Source organism: Frankia sp. QA3, assembly GCF_000262465.1.
GTDB lineage: Bacteria > Actinomycetota > Actinomycetes > Frankiales > Frankiaceae > Frankia.
Window position 1 is genome coordinate 2,485,131 of the sequence record NZ_CM001489.1, and the last position, 20,172, is coordinate 2,505,302.

Annotated in this window: 13 protein-coding genes and 3 pseudogenes; 5 read left to right on the forward strand and 11 right to left on the reverse strand. The window is 72.6% G+C overall.

Going from position 1 to position 20,172, the window contains the following annotated elements:
• Positions 1 to 2: 2 nt before the first annotated feature.
• From FRAQA3DRAFT_RS10205 to FRAQA3DRAFT_RS10215, 3 genes are all read left to right on the forward strand, one after another.
• Positions 3 to 1,307: an FAD-binding oxidoreductase gene (locus FRAQA3DRAFT_RS10205; RefSeq protein ID WP_009738977.1), complete on the forward strand. Its 1,305-nt coding sequence runs from the start codon at positions 3 to 5 to the stop codon at positions 1,305 to 1,307.
• Between the two features lie 151 nt (positions 1,308 to 1,458).
• Positions 1,459 to 1,878 carry a YciI family protein gene (locus FRAQA3DRAFT_RS10210; protein ID WP_009738978.1) on the forward strand — a complete coding sequence of 140 codons (420 nt, stop codon included), beginning with the start codon at positions 1,459 to 1,461 and terminating at the stop codon, positions 1,876 to 1,878.
• Positions 1,878 to 3,182, forward strand: a complete 1,305-nt coding sequence (locus tag FRAQA3DRAFT_RS10215; RefSeq protein ID WP_198287145.1) for an RNA polymerase sigma factor — start codon at positions 1,878 to 1,880, stop codon at positions 3,180 to 3,182. Before FRAQA3DRAFT_RS10210 ends, FRAQA3DRAFT_RS10215 begins: the two co-directional genes overlap by 1 nt.
• Positions 3,183 to 3,266: 84 nt before the next feature.
• Here the strand turns inward: FRAQA3DRAFT_RS10215 and FRAQA3DRAFT_RS10220 are convergent, their stop codons facing one another.
• The 10 genes and pseudogenes from FRAQA3DRAFT_RS10220 to FRAQA3DRAFT_RS10255 form a co-directional block, all read right to left on the reverse strand.
• On the reverse strand, positions 3,267 to 4,208 hold the full coding sequence (locus tag FRAQA3DRAFT_RS10220; RefSeq protein WP_009738980.1) for a DUF1684 domain-containing protein: 942 nt from the start codon (positions 4,206 to 4,208) through the stop codon (positions 3,267 to 3,269).
• 49 nt (positions 4,209 to 4,257) lie between these two features.
• Positions 4,258 to 5,277: an LLM class flavin-dependent oxidoreductase gene (locus tag FRAQA3DRAFT_RS10225; protein ID WP_009738981.1), complete on the reverse strand. Its 1,020-nt coding sequence runs from the start codon at positions 5,275 to 5,277 to the stop codon at positions 4,258 to 4,260.
• 79 nt (positions 5,278 to 5,356) lie between these two features.
• Entirely contained in the window at positions 5,357 to 7,108 is a 1,752-nt protein-coding gene (locus FRAQA3DRAFT_RS10230; RefSeq protein WP_009738982.1) for an FAD-dependent monooxygenase, read from the reverse strand.
• Between the two features lie 2 nt (positions 7,109 to 7,110).
• Complete coding sequence (locus FRAQA3DRAFT_RS10235; RefSeq protein WP_009738983.1) at positions 7,111 to 8,481, reverse strand: NtaA/DmoA family FMN-dependent monooxygenase; 1,371 nt, start codon at positions 8,479 to 8,481, stop codon at positions 7,111 to 7,113.
• 40 nt (positions 8,482 to 8,521) lie between these two features.
• The gene (locus FRAQA3DRAFT_RS38630) at positions 8,522 to 8,689 is read right to left on the reverse strand and encodes a hypothetical protein (RefSeq protein WP_369809456.1); all 168 of its coding nucleotides are present in this window, start codon (positions 8,687 to 8,689) and stop codon (positions 8,522 to 8,524) included.
• Positions 8,666 to 9,448: pseudogene (locus FRAQA3DRAFT_RS38635) on the reverse strand (ABC transporter ATP-binding protein); the annotation flags it as partial. The pseudogene FRAQA3DRAFT_RS38635 and the gene FRAQA3DRAFT_RS38630, both read right to left, overlap by 24 nt.
• A gap of 84 nt (positions 9,449 to 9,532) precedes the next feature.
• Positions 9,533 to 10,312: pseudogene (locus FRAQA3DRAFT_RS38640) on the reverse strand (ABC transporter ATP-binding protein); the annotation flags it as partial.
• Positions 10,309 to 11,199, reverse strand: coding sequence for an ABC transporter permease (locus FRAQA3DRAFT_RS10245; RefSeq protein ID WP_009738985.1), 891 nt, complete (start codon positions 11,197 to 11,199; stop codon positions 10,309 to 10,311). The pseudogene FRAQA3DRAFT_RS38640 and the gene FRAQA3DRAFT_RS10245, both read right to left, overlap by 4 nt.
• A 3-nt stretch (positions 11,200 to 11,202) precedes the next feature.
• Positions 11,203 to 12,225: an ABC transporter permease gene (locus tag FRAQA3DRAFT_RS10250; RefSeq protein ID WP_009738986.1), complete on the reverse strand. Its 1,023-nt coding sequence runs from the start codon at positions 12,223 to 12,225 to the stop codon at positions 11,203 to 11,205.
• Between the two features lie 121 nt (positions 12,226 to 12,346).
• Entirely contained in the window at positions 12,347 to 13,900 is a 1,554-nt protein-coding gene (locus FRAQA3DRAFT_RS10255) for an ABC transporter substrate-binding protein (protein WP_063820789.1), read from the reverse strand.
• A gap of 701 nt (positions 13,901 to 14,601) precedes the next feature.
• Here FRAQA3DRAFT_RS10255 and FRAQA3DRAFT_RS10260 point away from each other — a divergent pair.
• Both FRAQA3DRAFT_RS10260 and FRAQA3DRAFT_RS32890 read left to right on the forward strand, forming a co-directional pair.
• Positions 14,602 to 15,282, forward strand: a complete 681-nt coding sequence (locus FRAQA3DRAFT_RS10260; protein ID WP_009738988.1) for an ABATE domain-containing protein — start codon at positions 14,602 to 14,604, stop codon at positions 15,280 to 15,282.
• 108 nt (positions 15,283 to 15,390) lie between these two features.
• A pseudogene (locus tag FRAQA3DRAFT_RS32890) lies at positions 15,391 to 15,540 on the forward strand (IS6 family transposase); the annotation flags it as partial.
• 44 nt (positions 15,541 to 15,584) lie between these two features.
• On the opposite strand, the gene FRAQA3DRAFT_RS10265 reads toward FRAQA3DRAFT_RS32890, so the two are convergent.
• Positions 15,585 to 20,078: an Hsp70 family protein gene (locus FRAQA3DRAFT_RS10265; protein WP_198287061.1), complete on the reverse strand. Its 4,494-nt coding sequence runs from the start codon at positions 20,076 to 20,078 to the stop codon at positions 15,585 to 15,587.
• Positions 20,079 to 20,172 lie beyond the last annotated feature (94 nt).

Below are 20,172 nucleotides of genomic sequence, written 5' to 3' on the forward strand. Positions count from 1 at the left end.
CGATGCCACACGCGCAATCCCGCGGAGCGGCCGCCGAGATCGCCGTCATCGGGGCGGGGGTGCACGGCGCGAGCGCCGCGTTCCACCTCGCTCGCCGCGGGCTCGACGTGGTCGTGTTCGAACAGGGACGACCGGCGGGCGGACCGACCGGGCGATCCAGCGGCATCTGCCGGGCCTACTACACCCAGCCGTTCCTGGCCCGGGTCGCCCACGACAGCATCGCGTTCCTCGCGGGGTTCGCCGAGCACACCGGCGGCGGCGATGCCGGCTTCGTCCGCACCGGCGGCCTGTACCTGCATGGCCCGGACGACGTCGCCGACGCGCGGCGCACCGCGGCTACGCTGGTCGACCTGGGTATCGACCTCGAGACCCTCGACGCGGACGAGGTGGCGGGTCGGTTCCCCGGGATCGACGTCGGCGACGGCGCGGGCAACGGCCCTGGTGCCGACGGCAGGGACGGGAACGTCGCGATCGCCGTGCGGGAGGAGCAGGCCGGATACGCCGATCCCTACCGAACGACCTGGGGTTTCGTCACCGCGGCCCGGGCGCACGGCGCGCTGGTCCACACCGACGCCCGCGTCGTCCGGATCGCCGAGACACCCGGGCAGGTCGAGCTCACCACCGCGGACGGCACGACGCACCGGGCCCGCCGCCTGCTGCTTGCCGCCGGGCCGTGGACGGCGCCCCTGGCCGCCCAGCTCGGCATCACGCTGCCGCTGCACGCCGAACGGCACGTCGTCGCCGTCCTCGGCCCCGCCTGCGCCGCCTCCGCCGCTGGCGGCGGCACGTCCGGCAGCGGCTCCGCCCGCCGCGGGGCGCCTGCACCAGGCATCCCCGGGCCCGACGCCGACGCCGGGGTGATCATCGATGTGGCGGGCGGGGACTACGCGGCGCCGCAGCCCGACGGCGGCTGGCTGCTCGGCGGCCTCGACTCCACCCCACCGGTCGACCCGGACACCACGCCCGCTCCAGTAGGCGACGCCGAGTTCGCCCAGCTCGCCGAGGCCGCCCTGCGCCGACGCCCGGGACGGCCCGGTGAGGCGCGGGCCCGGGCCGGCGGATGGTCCGCGTTCTACGACGTCAGCCCGGACTGGCAGCCGGTGATCGGGCAGATCACCGACCGGGTGTGGGTCGACGCCGGCACCAGCGGACACGGCTTCAAGCTCGCCCCGGTCCTCGGCGACCATGTCGCCGGTCTGCTCGCCGGGGAACAACCCGCCCCCGGCCTGGCCGCGTTCAGCCCCAGCCGGTTCACCACCGGCGATCCGCTGACCGCCGGCTTCGGCACCGCCCGCATCCTCGGGTGAACCCGCGCGGCGGGCGTCGAGACGTCGTCCACCAGGCGCTGCGCACCGCGCTCGGCAGACCCTCGTCCGGCCGCCGTGTCGATCCGCGGCTTTCCCGTTCGACCTGGGAGTGGGAGGGTCGGGAGGCGACCCGTGATCAAGGAGATCAACGATGGCGAAGTACATGCTGATCATGCGAGCCACGGACGAGTCTCTCGCGAAGATGATGGAGACGCCCTTCGAGGAGATGCTCGAGACGGTGGGTCGTTTCAACGAGGAGCTGATCCGGGCCGGCGTGCTCGTCGCCGCCGAGGGCCTGGACGACCCGGCCCAGGGCGTGGTGGTCGACTTCAGCGGCGAGACTCCGGTGGTCACCGACGGCCCGTACGGCGAGACGAAGGAGCTGTTCGGCGGCTTCTACATGATCGACGTCGCCTCGAAGGAAGAAGCTGTGGAGTGGGCCCGGCGCCTGCCGGCGAGTGCCGGCGCGAAATGCGAGATCCGCCGCGTGCCGACCATCGACGAGTTCCCGCAGGACAATGAGTGGATCATCAAGGAGCGGGCGTGGCGCGAGCGGACCGGCCAGCTCTGATGCCCGCGGCTGTCGGTGGCCCGCCGAGCACCGAATCGGTGGGGCGGGCTGTCGAGGCCGTCTGGCGGATCGAGTCCGCTCGGATCGTCGGTGCGCTGGCCCGCTACACGGGAGACTTCGAACTCGCCGAGGATGTTGCGCAGGAGGCGGTGGCGCAGGCGCTTGTCACATGGTCGCGCGACGGCGTACCGGCGAACCCGGTGGGCTGGCTGCTCACGACCGCTCGGCGGCGCGCCATCGACGGTTTTCGCCGCCGGTCGACACTCGACGAGCGGTACGCCCTGCTCGCCGGTCAACTGGCCGAGGGCGAGGCGAGCTCGGGCTCGGCGCCCCCGCGGGACCGGTCGGACGACCTCCTATGGGATCCCGACCGGGTCGACGACGACGCCCTCGCGCTGATGTTCGTAGCCTGCCACCCGGTGCTCTCGCCCGAGGCCCGCGTGGCGTTGACCCTGCGCGTGGTCGGGGGCCTGACCAGCGAGGAGATCGCCCGGGCGGTTCTGGTACCCGTGTCGACAGTCCAGGCGCGGATCACGCGGGCGAAGAAGACCATCGGCGCGGCCGGAGTACCGTTCGCCCTGCCGCCGGCCGAGGAACGACGCGGGCGGCTCGGCGGTGTCCTGAGCGTGCTCTACGTGATCTTCACGGAAGGTTCGACGGCGACGACCGGTGACAGCCTGCTACGCCCCGATCTCGCCTACGAGGCGATCCGGCTGGCCCGGATGCTGGCCGCACTGTTGCCCGCCGAACCGGAGGTACACGGGCTGCTCGCCTTGTTCGAGCTCACCGCCGCGCGATTTCCCGCCCGCACCGGCCCCGACGGCGAGGCCGTACTCCTGGCGGATCAGGACCGGCACCGTTGGGATCGTTCGGCGATCCGCCGCGGTCTGGCAGCCATCGGCCGGGCCGCGGCGCTCGGACGCGGCCTGGGACCGTATGGGCTGCAGGCGGCGATCGCCGCCTGCCACGCGTCGGCGCCGTCGGTCCCGCAGACCGACTGGGAGCGGATCGCGCTCCTCTACGAGGCGCTCGGCCGCGTGGCCCCGTCACCCGTCGTCGAGCTCAACCGGGCCGTCGCCGTCGCGATGGTGAATGGACCACAGCAGGCGCTGGCCATCGTGGATGAACTCGTCGCCACCGACCGCCTGACGGGCTCGTACCTGCTCCCGAGCGTGCGCGGCGAACTGCTCGGCCAGCTCGGCCGGACGACGCAGGCACGATCCGAGCTGGAACTCGCCGCCCGGCTGTGCCGCAACGTCCGCGAGCGGGCGGTGCTGCTGCGCAAGGCGGCTGCGCTGGCGTGACCGCCTTGCAGACCACCCGGGTACCAGCCACCGCGACAAGGCCGCTCGAGGCCGTCGGCTCCGGCGCCGGTGCCGGCCCGCCGGTCACGGCCTGGGGCGCTGCGCGGTCCCGTCGTGCTCGGGCCGGAAGGACGGGATCTGCTCGCCCGCCTCGATCGGGATCGTGAGGCGGTTCTGCGGCGGGGCGAGCGGGCAGGGGGCGTACGGGGTGTAGGCGCACTGCAGGTTCCCCGCGCGGTTGAAGTCGAGCACGATCTGCGTGCTGCCCGGCGCGGGCAGGGGGACGATCAGCCGGCGGCTGGCCGCGTAGGTCGTGACTCCGCTCGTCGCATCGGTGAACAGGACGAGACCGACCCCCGCCAGGTGCTCGGCGTGGAAGAGGACCAGCCGCTGCTCGGTGCCGTCGAGCGCGAAGACGGCTTCGCCGACGGCCTCGTGGGTGTGCACGATGCCGTCGATCGCCGCGGCGACCTCGACCGGGCGCGGGGCGGGATACGGCTCGAACTCGGCCCGGACCACCCAGGCGGGGTCGTAGTCGAACGTCGGCGTCCGCACGTACGTCTCGCGCAGCCGGTGCCGGGGATCGAGCGAGCGGAGCAGGTCGTGCCCGCCCCGGCGGGACAGCTCGACGACGACGTCGCCGAACGACGCCGCCCTGCGGAACTCCCGCTCGCGGACGGCGCCGAAGACATGGCGCCCGGCCACGGTCTCGCCGTCGACGGCGAGCGACTCCCCCGCGTCGAGGTCGACGACCGGCCCCTGCTCGCCCGTGGCCCACCGTCCCGGGAATCCCTCGACGCGGCGGGGCTCGCCGTCGAGGAAGTGCAGCGCGCTGTAGGCGAGGAAGCCGTACGGCTCGCGCCGCTGGCGCTCCGAGGCCTCTCGCCAGGCGTCCCATTCGGCTCGCGCGGTCGCGCTGGCGGCTGCGCTCGCCGTCCCGGTCACTGTCGCCGTCTCGGTCACTGTCGCCGTCCCGGTCACTGTCACCGTCCCGGTCGCTGTCGCCGTCTCGGTCACAGAGGTCATGGTCGGTTCCTCACGTTCGATGGTCCAGGTGCGACGTCGTGCTCTGCGGTCATGCCGTCGGTGCCCGGTCGTGCGCCGGGAGGCGGGGGAAGATCTCCTGCGCGATCAGCCGAAGCCCGTCGCGGAACCGGGGGGAGGACTGCGGCAGCGGGAGGCTGAACAGGTAGTCGGTCGACCGCGTGAACGCGGCGTCCGCCAGCAGCTGCCCCACGATGTCGTCCGGGTCGCCGTACTTCACGTTCGACCTGGCCAGGAACTCCTCGGCCGTGCCCGGCGGGCCGCCCGGGGTGACGTACTGGGCGGGGTTGCGGCGCAGCTCGGCCTCGAGCAGGGAGACCGCCTCCTGCCGGGACTGCGCCGGGAGCAGGACGCGGGAGATGCCGATCCGTGGGCTGCGCTCGCCGGTGTGGGCGTCGAGGTAGTCGTCGATGAGACCCGACTGGATCTGGCCGGCGTCCCCGGACGCGACCAGCCGGTGCAGGAGCAGACTGTCGCCGGCGCGCCCGATCTCGGCCGCCGTCCGCGGGTTCCCGGTCGCCTGCCACAGCCGCGGCAGCAGCCCGGCCGGCGGCGGGTACAGGGTCACCTCCTTGTCGCCGGCGGCGATGGTGCCGCCGAGGGCCCGGCGCAGGTCGTCGAGCGCGTGGGCGTACAGCGACTCGCGGTCGTCCTCGGACAGGTTGAAGGCCTCGAAGGCGACGGTGGAGAAACCCCCGCCGTTGCCCTTGCCGACGCCGAACTCCAGCCGCCCGTCGCTGAGCGCGTCGACCAGCGCCGCCGTCTCGGCCAACCGGATCGGGTTGTCGAAGGTGAGCGGGACCACCGCGGTTCCCAGCCTGATCGTCGTCGTGGTCTGCGACGCCGCCGCGAGGAAGGTGAGCGCGGACGGCAGACCGATCAGGGTGAAGTGCGCCTCCGCGGCCCACACCGTCTCGTAGCCGAGCTCCTCCGCGAGGCGGACGACCTCGAGCGACTGGCTGTACGTACGGACGGGCTCACCGTCCGCGGGGATCGTCAGGAACAGCGACAGGCCGCGCTGCGCAGAGGACGTCGCATCCACCGTCACCATCGGGACCTCCGATTCACGATTGTGGGGAAGCCCGGGCCGCCGGCCGGCGCCCGGAGATTGGCCCGCGAGCCGCGGGCCGTCAACGTTCGGCCGCCTCGACGAGCTGCCGGAAGCGGGTGCCGGAGGCCTCGCCGCGGCCGTAGACCAGATCCAGTACCGCGCCCGCGTCAAGGTCGTCGAGGTCGTTGCCGTCGCCGCGCCAGGCGACGTGATGGTCCGGCCGGACGAGCGCGTACCGGGCGCCGTACAGCTCGCGCGCCGCGGGATCCGGCAGGTGGATGACCTCGAGCTCGAGGCCCCGGGCGTCGGCCGCCGCCTCGAAGGAGCCGACGGCGTCCGCGTCGTCGGCGAGGACGAGCAGCGCGACGTGGGAGCCGATCCGGTCGTAGAGGGTGAACCCGAAGGGGTCGAGGTTGCCGTTCGGCGCCCGGTGCCCCGGCCGCGCGTCGTCGGCGTAGGCGAAGGCGTTCCAGGGCGGCTCGGACTCGACCTGCCCGTCCTCGTACCGGATGACCGACGAGGCGTCGTACCGCTCGTCGAAGACGACCCCGAGCGGCAGGCTGCGGCCCGCCCCGAGGATCGCGCCGATCTCGGCGCGCCGGCGTGCCGCGTCCGGGCTGGTGTCGGCGTCGTCCGGGACCCCGAGGGCGCGGACGCGCTCGTAGGCGTCCGTGTGCCTGTCGTCCTCCGCCAGGGCGTAGTCGGCGATCCGCCAGTTGTGCGGGCGCCGTTCCTCGTCGTAGGAGTCGAGCAGGCGCGGGCCGGCCTGGCCGCGCAGCACGGCCGCGAGCTTCCAGCCGAGGTTCACCACGTCGCCGAAGCCCTCGCACAGGTTGCCGCCCGGCGTGCGGACATGCGCCGCGTCACCCACCAGCGCGATCCGGTCGCGGTAGAACGTGTCGGCGATGCGGGTGCTCTTGAAGAACGGGGTGAGCGACACGACCTCGAGGTCGACGTCGAAGCCGAACGCCGCCCGGGCCTGCGCGATCAACTCGTCCGTGGTCGGGTCACGGTCGAGCGGGTACGGCCCGGCGTACGCCCGCCAGTCGGTCTCGTTCAGGGCCGCGAGGAACCCGCAGTAGCGGTCGTTGTAGATGACCGCGGTGGCGGGCGGGAACGCCCCGAGCGCGGCCGAGGTGTCCGAGGTGGTCCGCACGACGAACCGGAAGTGCCGCTCCTCGGCGTAGCTGCCCGAGCGCGGAATCCTCGCCAGCGTGCGGACCGTGCTCTTCCCGCCGTCGGCGCCGACGACGTACCGGGAGCGGATCGTGCGCCGCCGGCCGGTCTCGACCTCGACCACCGTCGTCGTCACGCCGTCGGGGTCGCTCGCCAGCCCCTCGACCCGCCAGCCGCCCGAGACCGCGGTCCCGATCTCCGCGAGCCGGTCGAGGAAGACGCGCTGCAGCACCGTCTGCGGCCGGCGCAGCATGGTCTCGGTCGAGTATCGGCTGGTCGCGCCGAGCGCGAACGACCGCAGGGTGGTCCCCGCGAGCTGGTGCCCGGCGAGCGAGGTGAGCAGGAGGTTGCCGTTGTTCCACTCCGGCGGGAAGGTCCACTCGTGCTGGATCCGCTGCAGCAGCCCCCACCCGCGGATGACCTCGAGCGCGCGGGGCGTGTACCCCGCGGCGCCGGCCCGGACGAGCGTCGCGCCGGCCGCGGCGTCCACCACCGCGGCCGCCACCCCGTGGCGGTGGAGCTCGAGCGCGGTGCCGAGGCCGTTGGGCCCGGCACCGACCACGAGGACGTCGACCCGCTCGGCGGGCTCGGTCCGCGGGAACGCGAAGGCGTCGACCTGCCGCTTCCCCCGATTGATCTCGTTGCGTGCGGGCATGGCTACCGCCGCCCCCCGCCGCGGACCGGTCCGCTGGACTCCCCCGTCGCGGTTGCGCCGCCGGGCGGGGCGCCGGAGACGCCCAGGTTGTCCCGCAGGGTGTCGTGGGCGTACTCGCGGCGGAACCGGCCGCGGTCCTGCAGTTGCGTCACCACGCCGTCGATGAACTCGACGAACCCCGCGGGCTGGACGTCGATGTTGATGACGAAGCCGTCCGACGCGCGGGTGTCGACCCATTCCACGATGTCGTCGGCGACCTGCTCCGGGGTTCCCACGATCATCCGCTGGCCGCCGGTGAGGTTGTGGAACAGCAGCTGGCGGACGGTGAGCCCGCGGCGGCGCGCCTCGGCGACGAGCTGGTCCCGACGCGCGGTCACCGCCGGTGCGGCCGCGCGCGCCGCCAGCTCGGCGTAGGGCAGCTGCGCGTCCAGGTCCAGCCCGGAGACGTCGAACTCAAGCTGCGCGGTGAGGAGCTCGACCAGCGGCCCCACGGCGAGCAGCTCGTCGAGCTCCCGCTTGCGCTCGCGGGCCGCGGCCTCCGTCGCCCCGAGGACGGTGAACAGGCCCGGCAGGACGAGGAGATCGTCGGGATTGCGCCCGTTTGCCGCCGCGAGCCCCTTGACCTCGGCCGAGAACTCCCGCGACAGCTCCGGCAGCCGTTGCGAGGTGAACAGCGCGTCCGCCCAGCGGGCGCCCAGCTCCTTGCTCTGCCTCGACGCCCCGGCCTGGAAGAGCACCGGGCGGCGGCCCCGGTAACCACCGGGCAGCGGGAGCACCCCGGACGTCCGGTAGTACTCGCCGGCGAAATCCGCCGGCCGGGTGCGCCGCGCGTCGATGTAGAGGTCGGCCTGCGCGTCGGCGACCACCGCCTCCTCGGGCAGCGAGGCCCACAGCGCGTCGACGGCGGAGATGAACTCCTCGGCCTTGCGGTAGCGCGCCGCCGGCTCGAGGACCTCCTCGACGCCGAGCGCGGCGCGGGTGACGTCCTCCTGGCTGGTGATGATGTTCCAGCCGGCGCGTCCCTTGCTGACGTGGTCGAGGGTCGCGATCGACCGGGCGAGCAGGAACGGGTTGCCGTGGATCGCCGGGTTGGTCGACACGAGCCCGATGTGCTCGGTCTCGCGCGCCAGCGCGGCGAGCAGGACGGTCGGATCCGTCCCGCGCCAGGGCCGGCGGTAGGAGGCGGCGTCGAGCGAGCCGAGGCGGTCCGCGATGAAGATCGCGTCGAAGCGGGCCCGTTCGGCGAGCCGCGCGATCTCCGTGTAGTAGTCGATGCCGGCGATCCAGTCCGATGTCGGCGGCAGGGTCTTCCAGGCCGCGTCGTGGCGGCCGGTCGCCTGCAGGTTCAGGCAGAGTCGCACCTGTCTGGTCACGGTTTTCCCTTGCGATCGTCGGAATGGGGGCACGGCGAAATCAGGAGACGAAGAGCCCGGCCCGCAACCGCTCGCGCTGCACGCGGTCGGTCGGTCCGGAGCTGAGGGTCGGCGCCGACCCCACGAGCAGCCGGGTGTAGGGGTGCGCGGGCGCGGTGACGATGCGCGAGGTGTCGCCGGCCTCGACGATCCGGCTGCGGTAGAGCACGATCGTCCGGTCTGAGATCCCCGCGACCGACCCGAGATCGTGGGAGATGAACAGCATCGCGACGTCGATGGTGGAGCGCAGCTCGCGCAGCAGCTCGAGGATCGCGACGCGGTTGGCCGAGTCCAGCGCGCTCACCGGCTCGTCCAGGATCAGCAGGCGCGGTGAGCTGATGAGCGCGCGGGCGATCGCCACCCGCTGGCGCTGCCCACCGGAGAGCTCGCCGGGGAACCGGTCCAGCAGCGACTCGTCGAGCCGGACGGCGCGGAACTGGCGGCGGACGGCGTCGTCGATCGCCGCCCGGTCGAGCCCGCCCCGGATGCGCAGCGGTTCCGCGACGGACGTGGCGACGGTGTGCTCCGGGTCGAGGCTGCGCAGCGGATCCTGGAACACGTACTGGACGACGCCGTCGCGGCCGAACGCCCGCCGGTCACGCCCCGACAGGTGGGTGATGTCCCGCCCGGCGACGTGCACGGAACCGGCCGAGACCCGCACCAGGCCGAGCACCGCGCGCGCGAGGGTGGACTTGCCCGCCCCGGACTCGCCGATGACGCCGACGGTCTCCCCCGGGCGGATCACCAGGGAGGCGTCCTCGAGCGCCTGCTTGCGCCCGCGGCCGCGGCCGAAGTGGACACCCAGCCCGTCGACCCGCAGGACCGGCTCCGCCGACTCGGGCACGGTCGAACTCCTGGGCTCCGGTACCGACACCGACACCGGCACCGACGCTGGCACCGGCACCGACGCTGGCACCGACACCGGCACTGGCGGGTGCGGGCCGGTGGCGGAACCGCTCAGGCCGTACTGCTCGTGCTCGGCGACCAGCAGCCGCGTGTACTCGTGCTGCGGGGCGTGCAGGATCTCGGACGTGGCACCCTGCTCGACGACGTGCCCGTCGCGCATGACGAGCACCTCGTCGCAGAGCTGGGCCACGACGGCGAGATCGTGCGAGACGACGACGAGCGACAGCCCGATCCGGTCCTTCAGCTCGACGAGCAGGTCGAGGATGCCGGCCTGCACCGTGGTGTCGAGCGCGGTCGTCGCCTCGTCCGCGATGAGCACCTCGGGTTCGAGGGAGATCGCGATGGCGATGAGGACGCGCTGCAGCATGCCGCCGGACAGTTCGTGCACGTACTGCTCGTAGACGTAGTCGGGATCGCGCAGGTGGACGGCGTCGAGCAGTTCGATGGCCCGCTGCTTCGCCGCGGCGCGGCTGAGCCCCTGCTTGATCCGCAGCACCTCCTGGACCTGCTTGCCGACGCGGATGGACGGATTGAGGTACGACGCCGGGTCCTGGAAGACGGCGCTGATCGAGTTGCCGCGCAGGGCCGTCCACTCCTGCCGGGACAGGCCGGCGACGTCGCGGCCGAGCAGCTCGATCGAGCCACCCGAAACCTCGACGTGCTGCGGCAGGACGCCGAGCACGGCCTTGCAGGTCAGCGACTTGCCGCTGCCGGACTCCCCGACGATGCCGACGACCCCGCCGCGGACGAGCCGCAGGCTCACCCCGTGCACCAGCTCGGTGTCGGCGGCGTCGTTGTGGATCCGCACGTCGGTCAGCGTGAGCACCGCCGCGTCGCGGTCGGCGGGGCCGTGCGCACTCGGCGCCATCCGTTGCTCCTTGATCATGGCTGGGCCGGGTCCGCCGGGGCGGCGAGCCGCCGTGCTCTGTTGGTCCTGGCGGTCTTCGCCCCGGTCAGGGCGCGACCGGTCTCGCCCGCGGCGTCCCGGATGGCGTCGGCGAGCAGGTTGCAGGCCAGGACGGCGGCAAGGATGAGCAGGGTCGGGAAGACCGGTGCGTACGGCTTCTGGGCGAGGTAGCCCAGATCGGACGCGAGGATCCCGCCCCAGGTCGGGGTGGGCGGCTGGATCCCGATCCCGAGGAAGGTCAGGCTCGAGATCACCACCAGCCCGATGCCCAGGGTCTGGGCCAGGGTGACGGCGACCGACGGCAGCACCTTGGACCACACGTGACTGCGGACGATCCAGGCCGTCGACGCCCCGGCGATCGAGGCCGCCTCCACGTACTGCGACCGGGCGACGGACATCGTCGCCGCCCGGCTCACCCGGTAGAACACGGGCGCGATGAGCATGCCGACAACGATCATGGCCTGGGTGATCCCGTTGCCGAGCAACGCCGTCATCGCGACCGCGAAGACGAGGAACGGCAGGGCGATGAACGTGTCGACGACCCGCAGGCTCAGCCACTCGAACGCCGAACCGAGATAGACCGACAGGATGCCGGGGATCGTGCCGAGCACCAGGGCGATCCCGGCGACCTCCAGCGTGCTCACGATGCTCAGCGGCGCGCCGGCGAGGATGCGGCTGAGCACGTCGCGGCCGATGTAGTCGGTGCCCAGCCAGTGCTTGCCCGAGGGCCCGGCGAGCGTCCGGCCGCTCCCCTTGAGCGGGTCGTAGGGCGCCAGGACGGGGCCCAGCACGGTCACGAGGGCGATGATCGCGAGCAGCGCGAGGGCGACCCGCGCGCTCGTGAGCCGCAACAGCGTTCTGATCATGCCTCAGACTCCCCGGTCAGCGTCGGGGGTGACGCGGTTGAGCACGATGTTGACGAGCAGGTTGAACACCACGACGAGGATGACCGAGACGACGAGCACACCCTGGACGGCCGGCACGTCGCCGCGGACCGCGGCCTGGCTGGCGTACACGCCGTACCCGGAGAGCCCGAAGATCGCCTCAATGATCACCGCGCCGCCCAGCAGGTTGGGGAACTTCAGGCCGAGGACCGCCAACGCCGGCGCGATGCCGTTGCGCAGCACGTGCACGAAGAAGATCCGGCGCGGGCCGAGGCCGCGCACGATCGCGCCGGTGACGTAGTTCCCGCGGTAGGCCGACACCAGGCCGTTGCGCAGCTGCCGGGCGACGTCGGCGGCCGTGTCGAAGCTCAGCGCGATCGCGGGCAGGATCAGGTGGCTCAGCCACGGGCCCAGCCCGGCCTGGATCGGTACATAGCCGGCAGCCGGCAGGATCTGCAGGCCGACCGCGAACACCGCCGCCAGCCCGATCCCCACGATGAACGGCGGCAGCACCGAGATGGCCGTGGTGAAGGTCGTGATCGCCCGATCGGGCCAGCGGGTGTGGAAGTGCGCGGCGAGCGCGCCGAACAGAAACCCGAACACGATGCCGAGGACGAGCGCGACCCCGGCGGCCGAGAGCGTGATGGCGGCCCGCTGGCCGAGCGCGTGCGCCACGCTGAGCCCGTTGTACCAGCTCGTTCCCAGGTCGCCGTGCAGGACCGAACCGAGCCAGTCCCCGTACTGGACGAGGAAGGGGCGGTCGAGGCCCCACTTGTGTTCGATGGCCGCCACGGCCTGCGGGGAAGCCGCGTCGCCGAGCTGCAGGTAGGCGGGGCTGCGCCCGCTGAGATGCCCGAGCAGGTAGGTGAGGAAGGTGCCGAGCAGGAACACCGGAACGAAGATCGCCAGCAGCCGGGCGGTCGAGGCGACCGCCCGGCCGATCCGGTGGGCGACCACGCCACGACGGGCGGAAGGCGGCGCGGTGAGCGCAGGCGGCGGTGCGGACACTGGTTCTACTCCCGTTGATCTTCCGTCGTGCGGGCTACCCGCTGGTCGTCGGGGTCGGGCGGGCAGGCGGGGTCGGGCGGGCCGGCGGGGCCCCGTCCTCACGGGCCCCGCCGGCGCCGCTTCAGTCGCCGTGGGTGAACGTGACGCCCTTCCAGCTCAGGAAGCCGTCGATTGCGGGCAGGTCGGACAGCGACTTCTTCTTCGCGATGGCGGAGGCGTAGGTGTAGAGCGACACCGTGGAGCCGTTCTCGTAGCCGGCCTTGGCGGCGGCCTGCAGTCGGGGCCCGTAGTCCGGCGAGTCGAGGGGCGTGGCCCGGACCGCCTTGAGCGCCTGCTGGAAGGGCGCGGACGTGTACGGCGAGCTCAGGTTGAGCACACCCCCGGTGTCGTAGTGCTCGGTGAGCGCCTGGACGTGGGAGTCGCGGCCGACGTAGCCGAAGACCGACGCGGCGAGGGTCTTGCCGTAGTAGCCCTTGCCCCAGTTGGCGAAGTCGGTCAGCTTGATCGTCGTCTTGATGCCGACCGCCTTGAGCTGCTCCTGGAGGACCTCCGCGACCTGGTCGAAGTTGTTGGCGACGCCGCCGATCTCGAAGGAGATCTCACCGTCGGAGTAGCCGGCCTTCGCGAGGATCTCCCGGGCGCGGGCAGGGTTGTAGGGGTGCTCGGCTTCCAGCGCGTCGACGTAGGCCGGGTGGCCCTTGGGGAAGGGCTGGTGGGTCGGCTCGCCCTTGCCGAACCCGAGCTTGTCGGCGAACTCGGCTGGGTTGACGGCGTAGCGGATCGCCTCGACGACCTTCGGGTCGGTGAACGGCGCCTTGTTGAGGTTGAGGCTCAGGAAGGTCGACCCCCACTGGCGGTCGACGCCCGCCAGGATGTCGAACCCCGCGCTGCGAGCCTGCTGGATCTGCGCGCCGTCGATCTGGGCGAAGTTGTACACGCCGGACTGCAGGCCCGGCACGAGCGTGCTCGCGTCGATGCCGAAGTTGATCTCGATCCGCTTGACGTGGATGTTCGCCGCGTCCCAGTAGCCGTCCCACTTCTCCAGGACGATCTTCGACTCCGGGACGATCTCCACGACCTTGAACGGGCCGGCGCCGACCGGGGCCGTCTGGCTGAGCTTGACCGGGTCCGCCTGTGCCGCCGCCTTGCTGGGCAGCATGCCGCCGCGCACGGCGAGCAGGCGGGGGATCTGGTAGTCCTGCTGGCCTAGATCGAGCCGCACCGTGCGGTCGTCGATCACGGTCGCCGCCTTGACGTTGTTGTACGACCCCTTCAGCGCCGAGTTCTGCTGCGACTTGATCCGGTCGATGTTGAACTTGACGGCCTCGGCGTTGACCGGGGTCCCGTCCTGGAAGGTCAGCCCGGGGCGGAGCCGGATGGTGATCTTGTCGCCAGCCGGGTTGTACTCGTAGCCCTCGGCGAGGGCTGGTTTCACCTCACGCTTCTCGTCCAGCGTGAACAGCGACTCGTAGATGGGCGTGAGGTAGTTCGTCGCCGCGGTCGATCCGGTGACGACCGGGTCCCAGGCGACCGGGATCTGCTTGGTCCCCCAGTGGACCGTGTCCGAGCCACTCCCCCCGCCGGCGGCTGAGCCGCCCGAGCATCCGGCCAAGAGTGCGCCGGCCGTCACCAGCGCGGTGAACACGCCGAGGCGCCTCTTCGTCGTTCTGATCATCTCTCTCCGATCGGATGGGATCGTTCGCGTGCCGCAACGGCCGCACCGGCGGCCGTCGCGCGGCGGGCGCGATGGTCTGGACGACGGGAGGCCTGTCCCGTCGGCGTTGTCGACGTCGGTGTCGGGGTGGTCGACGTCGATGTCGGGGCGGTCGATGTCGGGGCGGTCGGTGTCGGGGTGGTCGGTGTCGAGGTGGTCGGTGTCGGGGCGGTCGTCCTCGTCCCGACCGACCGGCCGGGTCAGGGTGCCCGGCGACGGTGCCTCGGGGGGACGTGTCCGGACCCGGCCACGCCTCTGGGGCCGCGGCGGACTGTGGGGTTACTGCCGAAGATCGTCAGGGACCGTGTTCTCGGGCGACCGCGAATCGGCCCCGCGAGGATGTCGTATGGGTCGCGGTTCGAGCACTCACGCTCGGGGGCGCCGTCCGGGCCCCCCGCCACTCATCGACAGATGGCGCTACCGGTGCGCATGAGGTCGACCTCACGACAGGTGACGAGCGGCATGAGCGCACGAAGGCCCGGCGCACCTGCCCACGCTTCCTCGATCGTCACGCGCTCGATCAAAGCCGGCCGGGACGGTAATGTCAACCCATGTACCAATGATTCTGTTCGGGTAGCACCAGCATGTTCCTGCTACATCGACCCTCATCTCATGCCATCATCCCTTGATGACCTTCAGGGTCCAGCAAGCCGAGGAGTCACGTGACCACATCCGTTGCGGCCGAACCCGCCCCGATGCGCACGACCGCCCGTGCCAGGCCGGTCGACACCGGAAGCCTCTGTCTCGACCTCGTCGCCACCCGCACGCCGGGCGGCCCGGACCTGCTCGCCACGGCAGACGGCGCGGCGGCGTGGCTCGACACCGTCGACCTGCCGACCCCGGCGGGTGGGCTCACGTCGCGTGACGTGGACCGGGTCCAGGTACTGCGCGCCGCCGTGGACCGCCTCGTCCGGGCCCGGCTCGCCGGGGCCGGCGCCGGCCCCGATCCCGAGGACGTCGGGCACCTCAACACCTGCGCCGCGGCGCCGACGCCGACGTTCTTCCTGCGCGGGGATGCCTGGGGGCGGGTCGAGGTCCCGCAGCCCGACCTGGCCGGCGTGCTGTCCGTCCTCGCGCGGGACGCGGTCCACCTGTTGACCACCCGCGGGCCGAGCCGCCTGCGCGCCTGCGAGGGCTGCGGGCTCGCCTTCTACGACCGCTCGCCCTCCGGGGGCAGGCGCTGGTGCTCGATGAAGCGCTGCGGCGAGCGCAACGCCTCCGCCAACTACCGCAGCCGCCACGCCGATACCGACAACAGCGGCGTCCCGGCCGGCCCGCCGACCCCCACACCGAGGGCCCACACACCGACGGCCCACGCCTCGCGGAACGCAAGGAACAGCTGAGAACCGGCAGTGTCCCCGGTCGGGCGCGGGCAGACGCCTACGCTTGCTGGCTCTGTTGCATGCGGCCAGGGCGGGACCTTCGTGCTGGCGGCCAGGCCTGATCAGGTGATGGGTCGAGGTGTCGTCCGTCCGCCGGTCCCGGTCTCGGAGTTCGCGGGCTTCCGGTTCCCGCCCGAGGTGATCGTGCTGGCGGTGCGGTGGTACTTGCGGTTCGCGCTGTCATACCGCGATGTCGAGGAGCTGCTCGCTGAACGCGGGCCGAAACGGCGATCATGCGACGGTCTACCGGTGATTGCAGCGGTTCACCCTGCTGCTTGTTCGATCGGGTCGGTGCCGGCGGCGGCGAGAAGGGGGACAAGGGCATCGGCTGAGAGCGCGAACACCCCGGACTGGGCTGGTGGCGGCCCGGCACCGGTGCCAGGGCGCTCCGGGATGGTGAGGACTGCGACGACCTCACCGGAATCGTTGAACAACGGGCCACCGCTGGCCGCCGCCGGCAGGGTGATCCCGGTCTGGACGAGATACAGGTCCTCGTCGGGGAAGTGTTCGAACTTCTCCACGGTGCCGTCCCGGAGCAGACCGGGCCCATCCGCGTCGGACGGGGACTCCGGCACGGGCGCGCCGGGCCGCGGGAGCGACCATGGGGACGTGCCGGTTGTCCAGACCCGGTCGCCGAGCCGCAGCAGACGGAGATGACCCAGTCCCAGCCCACGCGCGGGGGCCGGTTCCCGCAGCGCCAGCAGGACGAGGTCGGTGCCGCTTGCCGCCGGCGCGTGAACCTGGCCTACCGCCCGGGTGCCCCAGAGCTCGTGCCCGACCTCGACCCGGTCGGCCGGTGCGGCGAGCCGCCGGTCGTCGGTGGGATCCATCAGCCAGTGCCGGTTGGTCGCCACCAGCCGGTCGGCGACCAGGAACCCCCGCCCGATCCGCCGGCGTCCGTCGGGCCAGGTCGTGGTCACTGACACGAGCGCGGGCGCAATCCGGGCCGCGAACGCCCCCGGGTCGGACGGGTCGAGCAGGGGCACGGCGAGCAGGTCGCCGGCGACCAGCAGGGTCCGCCGGTAGCGGTCCGCATCACCGACCTCGGCCAGACAGCGCAGCAGGCGGCGCAGATCGCGCGGGTCCTCAGGGAGCTCGGCACCGAGCGCGCGCAGCGCTCCCAGGTGGTCCCCGGCGCCGAAACGAATCCGGAACAGGCCAAGTGGGTCGGGGTCACGGGCGGCCAGGCTCTCCAGCAGCGCGATCCGCCGGCGCACCCACCTGAGCAGGTCACGCCGGCGGGCGAGCGTCCGTTCGAGCTCGGCGGCGAGATGACGTCCCTCCTCGTCGCCGGCGCCGCGACCGTCGTCGCCGGGGCCGTCCGTACCCTCTCCCGGGTGTGTGATCGTGCTTGTGTCGCGGGCGAGATACTCGGTTGCCGACCTCGCCACGTCCCGCAGCACCTGGCCAGCCAGCCGCAGGTCGGCCGCCGCGTCCGCCCGCACCGCCGGATTGAACATCTCGGCGAGCATGTCCTGGGTGGCCGCCTCGATCGGGGCCGCAGGGGGCCGGAAACCCGCAAGCAGGTCCTCGAAGGAGCGGAACAGCTCGTCGCCGTCGTCGGAGCGGGCCTCCACGGTCAGTGCCTGCAGTCGTTCCCGCAGCTCATCGCGCTCGGCCGCCGCCCGCTCCCGCTCGCGCTGACGGGCGAAGCGCCGGGCCATGGCCTCGCGTTCGGCCGGTGGCAGCAGAGTGGTGTCGTCCACCCGCACCGTCTCCGACCGGCCAGTCGCCACATCCCGGGCCGTGACCTCCAGTACGCAGCTCGCGTCGAGGGCGAACGTCACCTCGATCCGGGTCTGCCCGCGCGGCGCCGGCCGAAGGCCGTCCAGCAGGAACTGGCCGATCTTCGCGGTGGCCTCCAGGCTTCCGTTGAAGATCTCCACCCTGATCACGGTCTGGTCGTCGGCGTGCGTACTGTAGACGCCCTTGCGTTCGACCGGGATGTGGGTACCGGCCTCCACCAGGACCGAGAAGGTCTCGCGGTCGTCCTCCTCGAACGCGCGGATACCCAGCGGCAGCGGTGTCACGTCGAGCAGGACCCGCTCCCGCAGCCGGCCGTCGAGAACGGCGGCGAGGATCGCGGCGCCCCCGGAGACCGCCGTTCGCGGGTCGGCGACCATCGTCTGGTGCGCGTCGAACACCTCCTCGACCACTGCGCGCACGACGGGAGACAGCATCGGCCCGCCGACCAGGACCAGGTGCCGCGGACGTTCGGCCAGCTCCGAGCGAACCCGGGCGCAGACCTCGCGCAGCACGCGCAGCGACCCGGCGAGGATCTCTGCCAGCTCGTTCCGGTCCAGTTCCAGGAACACGTCCGCGCCGCGATCGAAGCCGACAAGGGCGTAGTCGGCCTGCCGCCGGGAGGACAGGCTGATCTTCAGGTGCTCGGCCGCGACCGTCAGCCGCTGCCCTGCCCGGCCTGCCGCCGGCGCCCGCATGCCCCGCTGTTCGAGACGGCTGACAAGCGCCCCCCGGATCGCGTCGTCGAAGTCGCGACCGCCGTACGCGGTGTCGCCGGTCACCCCCTGCACCTCGTACATGTCGTCGTCGACGTCGAGCACGCTCACGTCGAGGGTGCCGGCGCCCAGGTCGACCACGACGACCTGACCCGCGAGGCGGCGCTGCCGGGCCTCGCTCATGCATGCCGCGGTCGGCTCGTGCAGCAGCCGGACCAGCTCGACACCCGCGATCGCGCAGGCATCCCGGGTGGCATGCTTCTGGTTGTTCTGGAAGTACGCCGGGATGGTCAGCACCGCCCGGCCCCGCTCCAGACGCAGGTCGTGGTTGGCCTCCAGCCAGATCAGCCAGTCGTCCGGGACGACCCCCAGCTCCGCTCGCGAGAGCTCGCCGACCCGCTCCCGGACCTGGGCGGCGAGGTGGTCCTCGACCAGTCCGCGAGCATGACGGATCAGCCGGGCGGCGATCTCCTCCGGCCGGTACGTCCGGTCCCGGACGCGATAGACGGTCGATGTGCCCATCCGCCGCTTCGCGCCGCTCATGTGGCCGAGTAGGCGGTCGGTGAGGGTCTCCTCACCGGAGAGCCCGACCACCTCGTTCCCGTCGGCGTCGAGGCTGAGGGTCGCGGCGAACTGTGCCTCACCGCCCCCCGAGCATGACACCGCCGCTCCCCGCACGGTGTCGTAGATGGCGGCCGAGCACGTTGACGTGCCCAGGTCCAATCCCCAGATGCCGGCGAAACGCCGATCGACCTCGGCGCGGGCGGCGGCGACCCACTCGGCGGCTCGCTCCTCGAACGGGCGCCGTCGATCGACGTCCACCTCCACCAGCGCCGCCTCGACCTCGCCGGCCAGGGCCGTCGGCACGAGACCGTCGGCGCGCAGGCGCCGCAGTTCCTCGACGGCGACCGTCACGACCCCCGCGCCCGGCGAACTCGACGCGGACGGCTCGAGGACGCGCAGGCAGAGCCGGACGAGCTGGTCAGCGTCACCGGCGCGGCGCAGGAAGTCCCCCAGCCGGGGGTCCGCCAGGGCGGAGTCACCGTGTGCGCGCAGCAGCGCTGACGCCGCGGTGGCGAGTTCGCCGGCGGCCGCGAACAGCTCGGCGGCCTGTTCGCCCTGGCCGGCCTGCTCGTACAGGCGAGCCGCAGCCAGCGTGTCCCCACCTGCTTGCGCGGAAGCGGCGCGGGCGGCGAGCCCGCCGGGGGACGTGTCATCACGCAACACCCGGTCGGCCTGCCCGAACTGCTCCGCTCGCCGGTACAGCAGGTGCGCTCGGTAGGGATCGCCGGCCTTCTCGGCGGCCAGTGCGGCACTCGGCCAGTCACCGTTGGCTTCCTCGAACTGACTCAGGGCCGCGTTCACGGTGGCCCGCTCTCCCGCCGTGGCAGCCGTCTCCAGCCGGTCGGCGAAGTAGCGGCGACCGGTGACCTGCACGGCTGTCAACCTCGCGGCCACATCCTCCCGTTGCGCGTCCAGCTTGCCCTGGCTGATCGCCGGGTCCGCCGCGTTCACCCCGGCCCCATCTCCGGGGCTGGCCGCACGGTCGAGGTGGCCAAGCAGCTCCCGGATCCTGCCTGCGGCCTCGGCGTAGGCCGCTCGACGCACGGCGGCGTCAACAGCCGGCAACGCCAGGTCGACCAGCCGCGCGATGCGCTCCGGGTCGTTCGACGGGCAGCAGTCCAGCGCCTGCGCGACCCGGCCGAGCGCCTCCAGACAGACGCTGAGCCGGTGCGGGCGGTCGGCATCCCGGAACAGCGGCAGCGCCTCGGCGTACCGGCCCGCGCCGAAATGCAGTTCGGCGGCGTGCTCGCGCAGCGCGCGCAGGATCGGCGCCTGCGCGCCGGAACGCTCCGCCAGTGCCAGACCCGCCACCGCGTCATCCACGCGGGGAGAACGCAGGCAGCAGTCGAGCGCGGTCTGGACCCGGGCAGCGCTGTCTGCCAGCCGGACGGCGTCAGCGCCTCGGCCGAGGAAACGATGCACCTCGAACAACGGCGGCAGGAGATCGACCGGCAGGTAGGCGAAGAAGGCGCTCCACACCTGAGCCGCCCGATCCAACGCCCCCGGAGCACAGTGGTCGCGTAGCACCTGCGCGAGCAGGTCCCGGTCGAGCATCCTCAGGTCGGCGCAGCGCAGCAGGACGGCGGTCAGCACGGCCGGGTCCGACTCGCGGCGGAGCACGACCGGGAGGCGTCCACGAGCGGTCGCGAGCGCCGCCGGCCATCCCAGGCGAACCGACAGCTCCGTGACGACGCTGAACGCCTCCCGCCCACCGCGCTCCAGAACTGCGGTCATCCGAGCCTCGTCACTACCGAGAGCCGTGGCATGCAGGTCGGCCGGCACGCGGGAATCGAAGCAGGTGAACAGGCACACCGCGAGCGGCTGGCCA

What these genes read in the sequence shown, in the direction of transcription:
- FRAQA3DRAFT_RS10205 (WP_009738977.1), top strand. Translation starts at nt 3, where the DNA reads ATGCCACACGCGCAATCCCGCGGAGCGGCCGCCGAGATCGCCGTCATC.
- FRAQA3DRAFT_RS10210 (WP_009738978.1), top strand. Translation starts at nt 1,459, where the DNA reads ATGGCGAAGTACATGCTGATCATGCGAGCCACGGACGAGTCTCTCGCG.
- FRAQA3DRAFT_RS10215 (WP_198287145.1), top strand. Translation starts at nt 1,878, where the DNA reads ATGCCCGCGGCTGTCGGTGGCCCGCCGAGCACCGAATCGGTGGGGCGG.
- FRAQA3DRAFT_RS10220 (WP_009738980.1), bottom strand. Translation starts at nt 4,208, where the DNA reads ATGACCTCTGTGACCGAGACGGCGACAGCGACCGGGACGGTGACAGTG.
- FRAQA3DRAFT_RS10225 (WP_009738981.1), bottom strand. Translation starts at nt 5,277, where the DNA reads ATGGTGACGGTGGATGCGACGTCCTCTGCGCAGCGCGGCCTGTCGCTG.
- FRAQA3DRAFT_RS10230 (WP_009738982.1), bottom strand. Translation starts at nt 7,108, where the DNA reads ATGCCCGCACGCAACGAGATCAATCGGGGGAAGCGGCAGGTCGACGCC.
- FRAQA3DRAFT_RS10245 (WP_009738985.1), bottom strand. Translation starts at nt 11,199, where the DNA reads ATGATCAGAACGCTGTTGCGGCTCACGAGCGCGCGGGTCGCCCTCGCG.
- FRAQA3DRAFT_RS10255 (WP_063820789.1), bottom strand. Translation starts at nt 13,900, where the DNA reads ATGATCAGAACGACGAAGAGGCGCCTCGGCGTGTTCACCGCGCTGGTG.
- FRAQA3DRAFT_RS10265 (WP_198287061.1), bottom strand. Translation starts at nt 20,078, where the DNA reads ATGACCGCAGTTCTGGAGCGCGGTGGGCGGGAGGCGTTCAGCGTCGTC.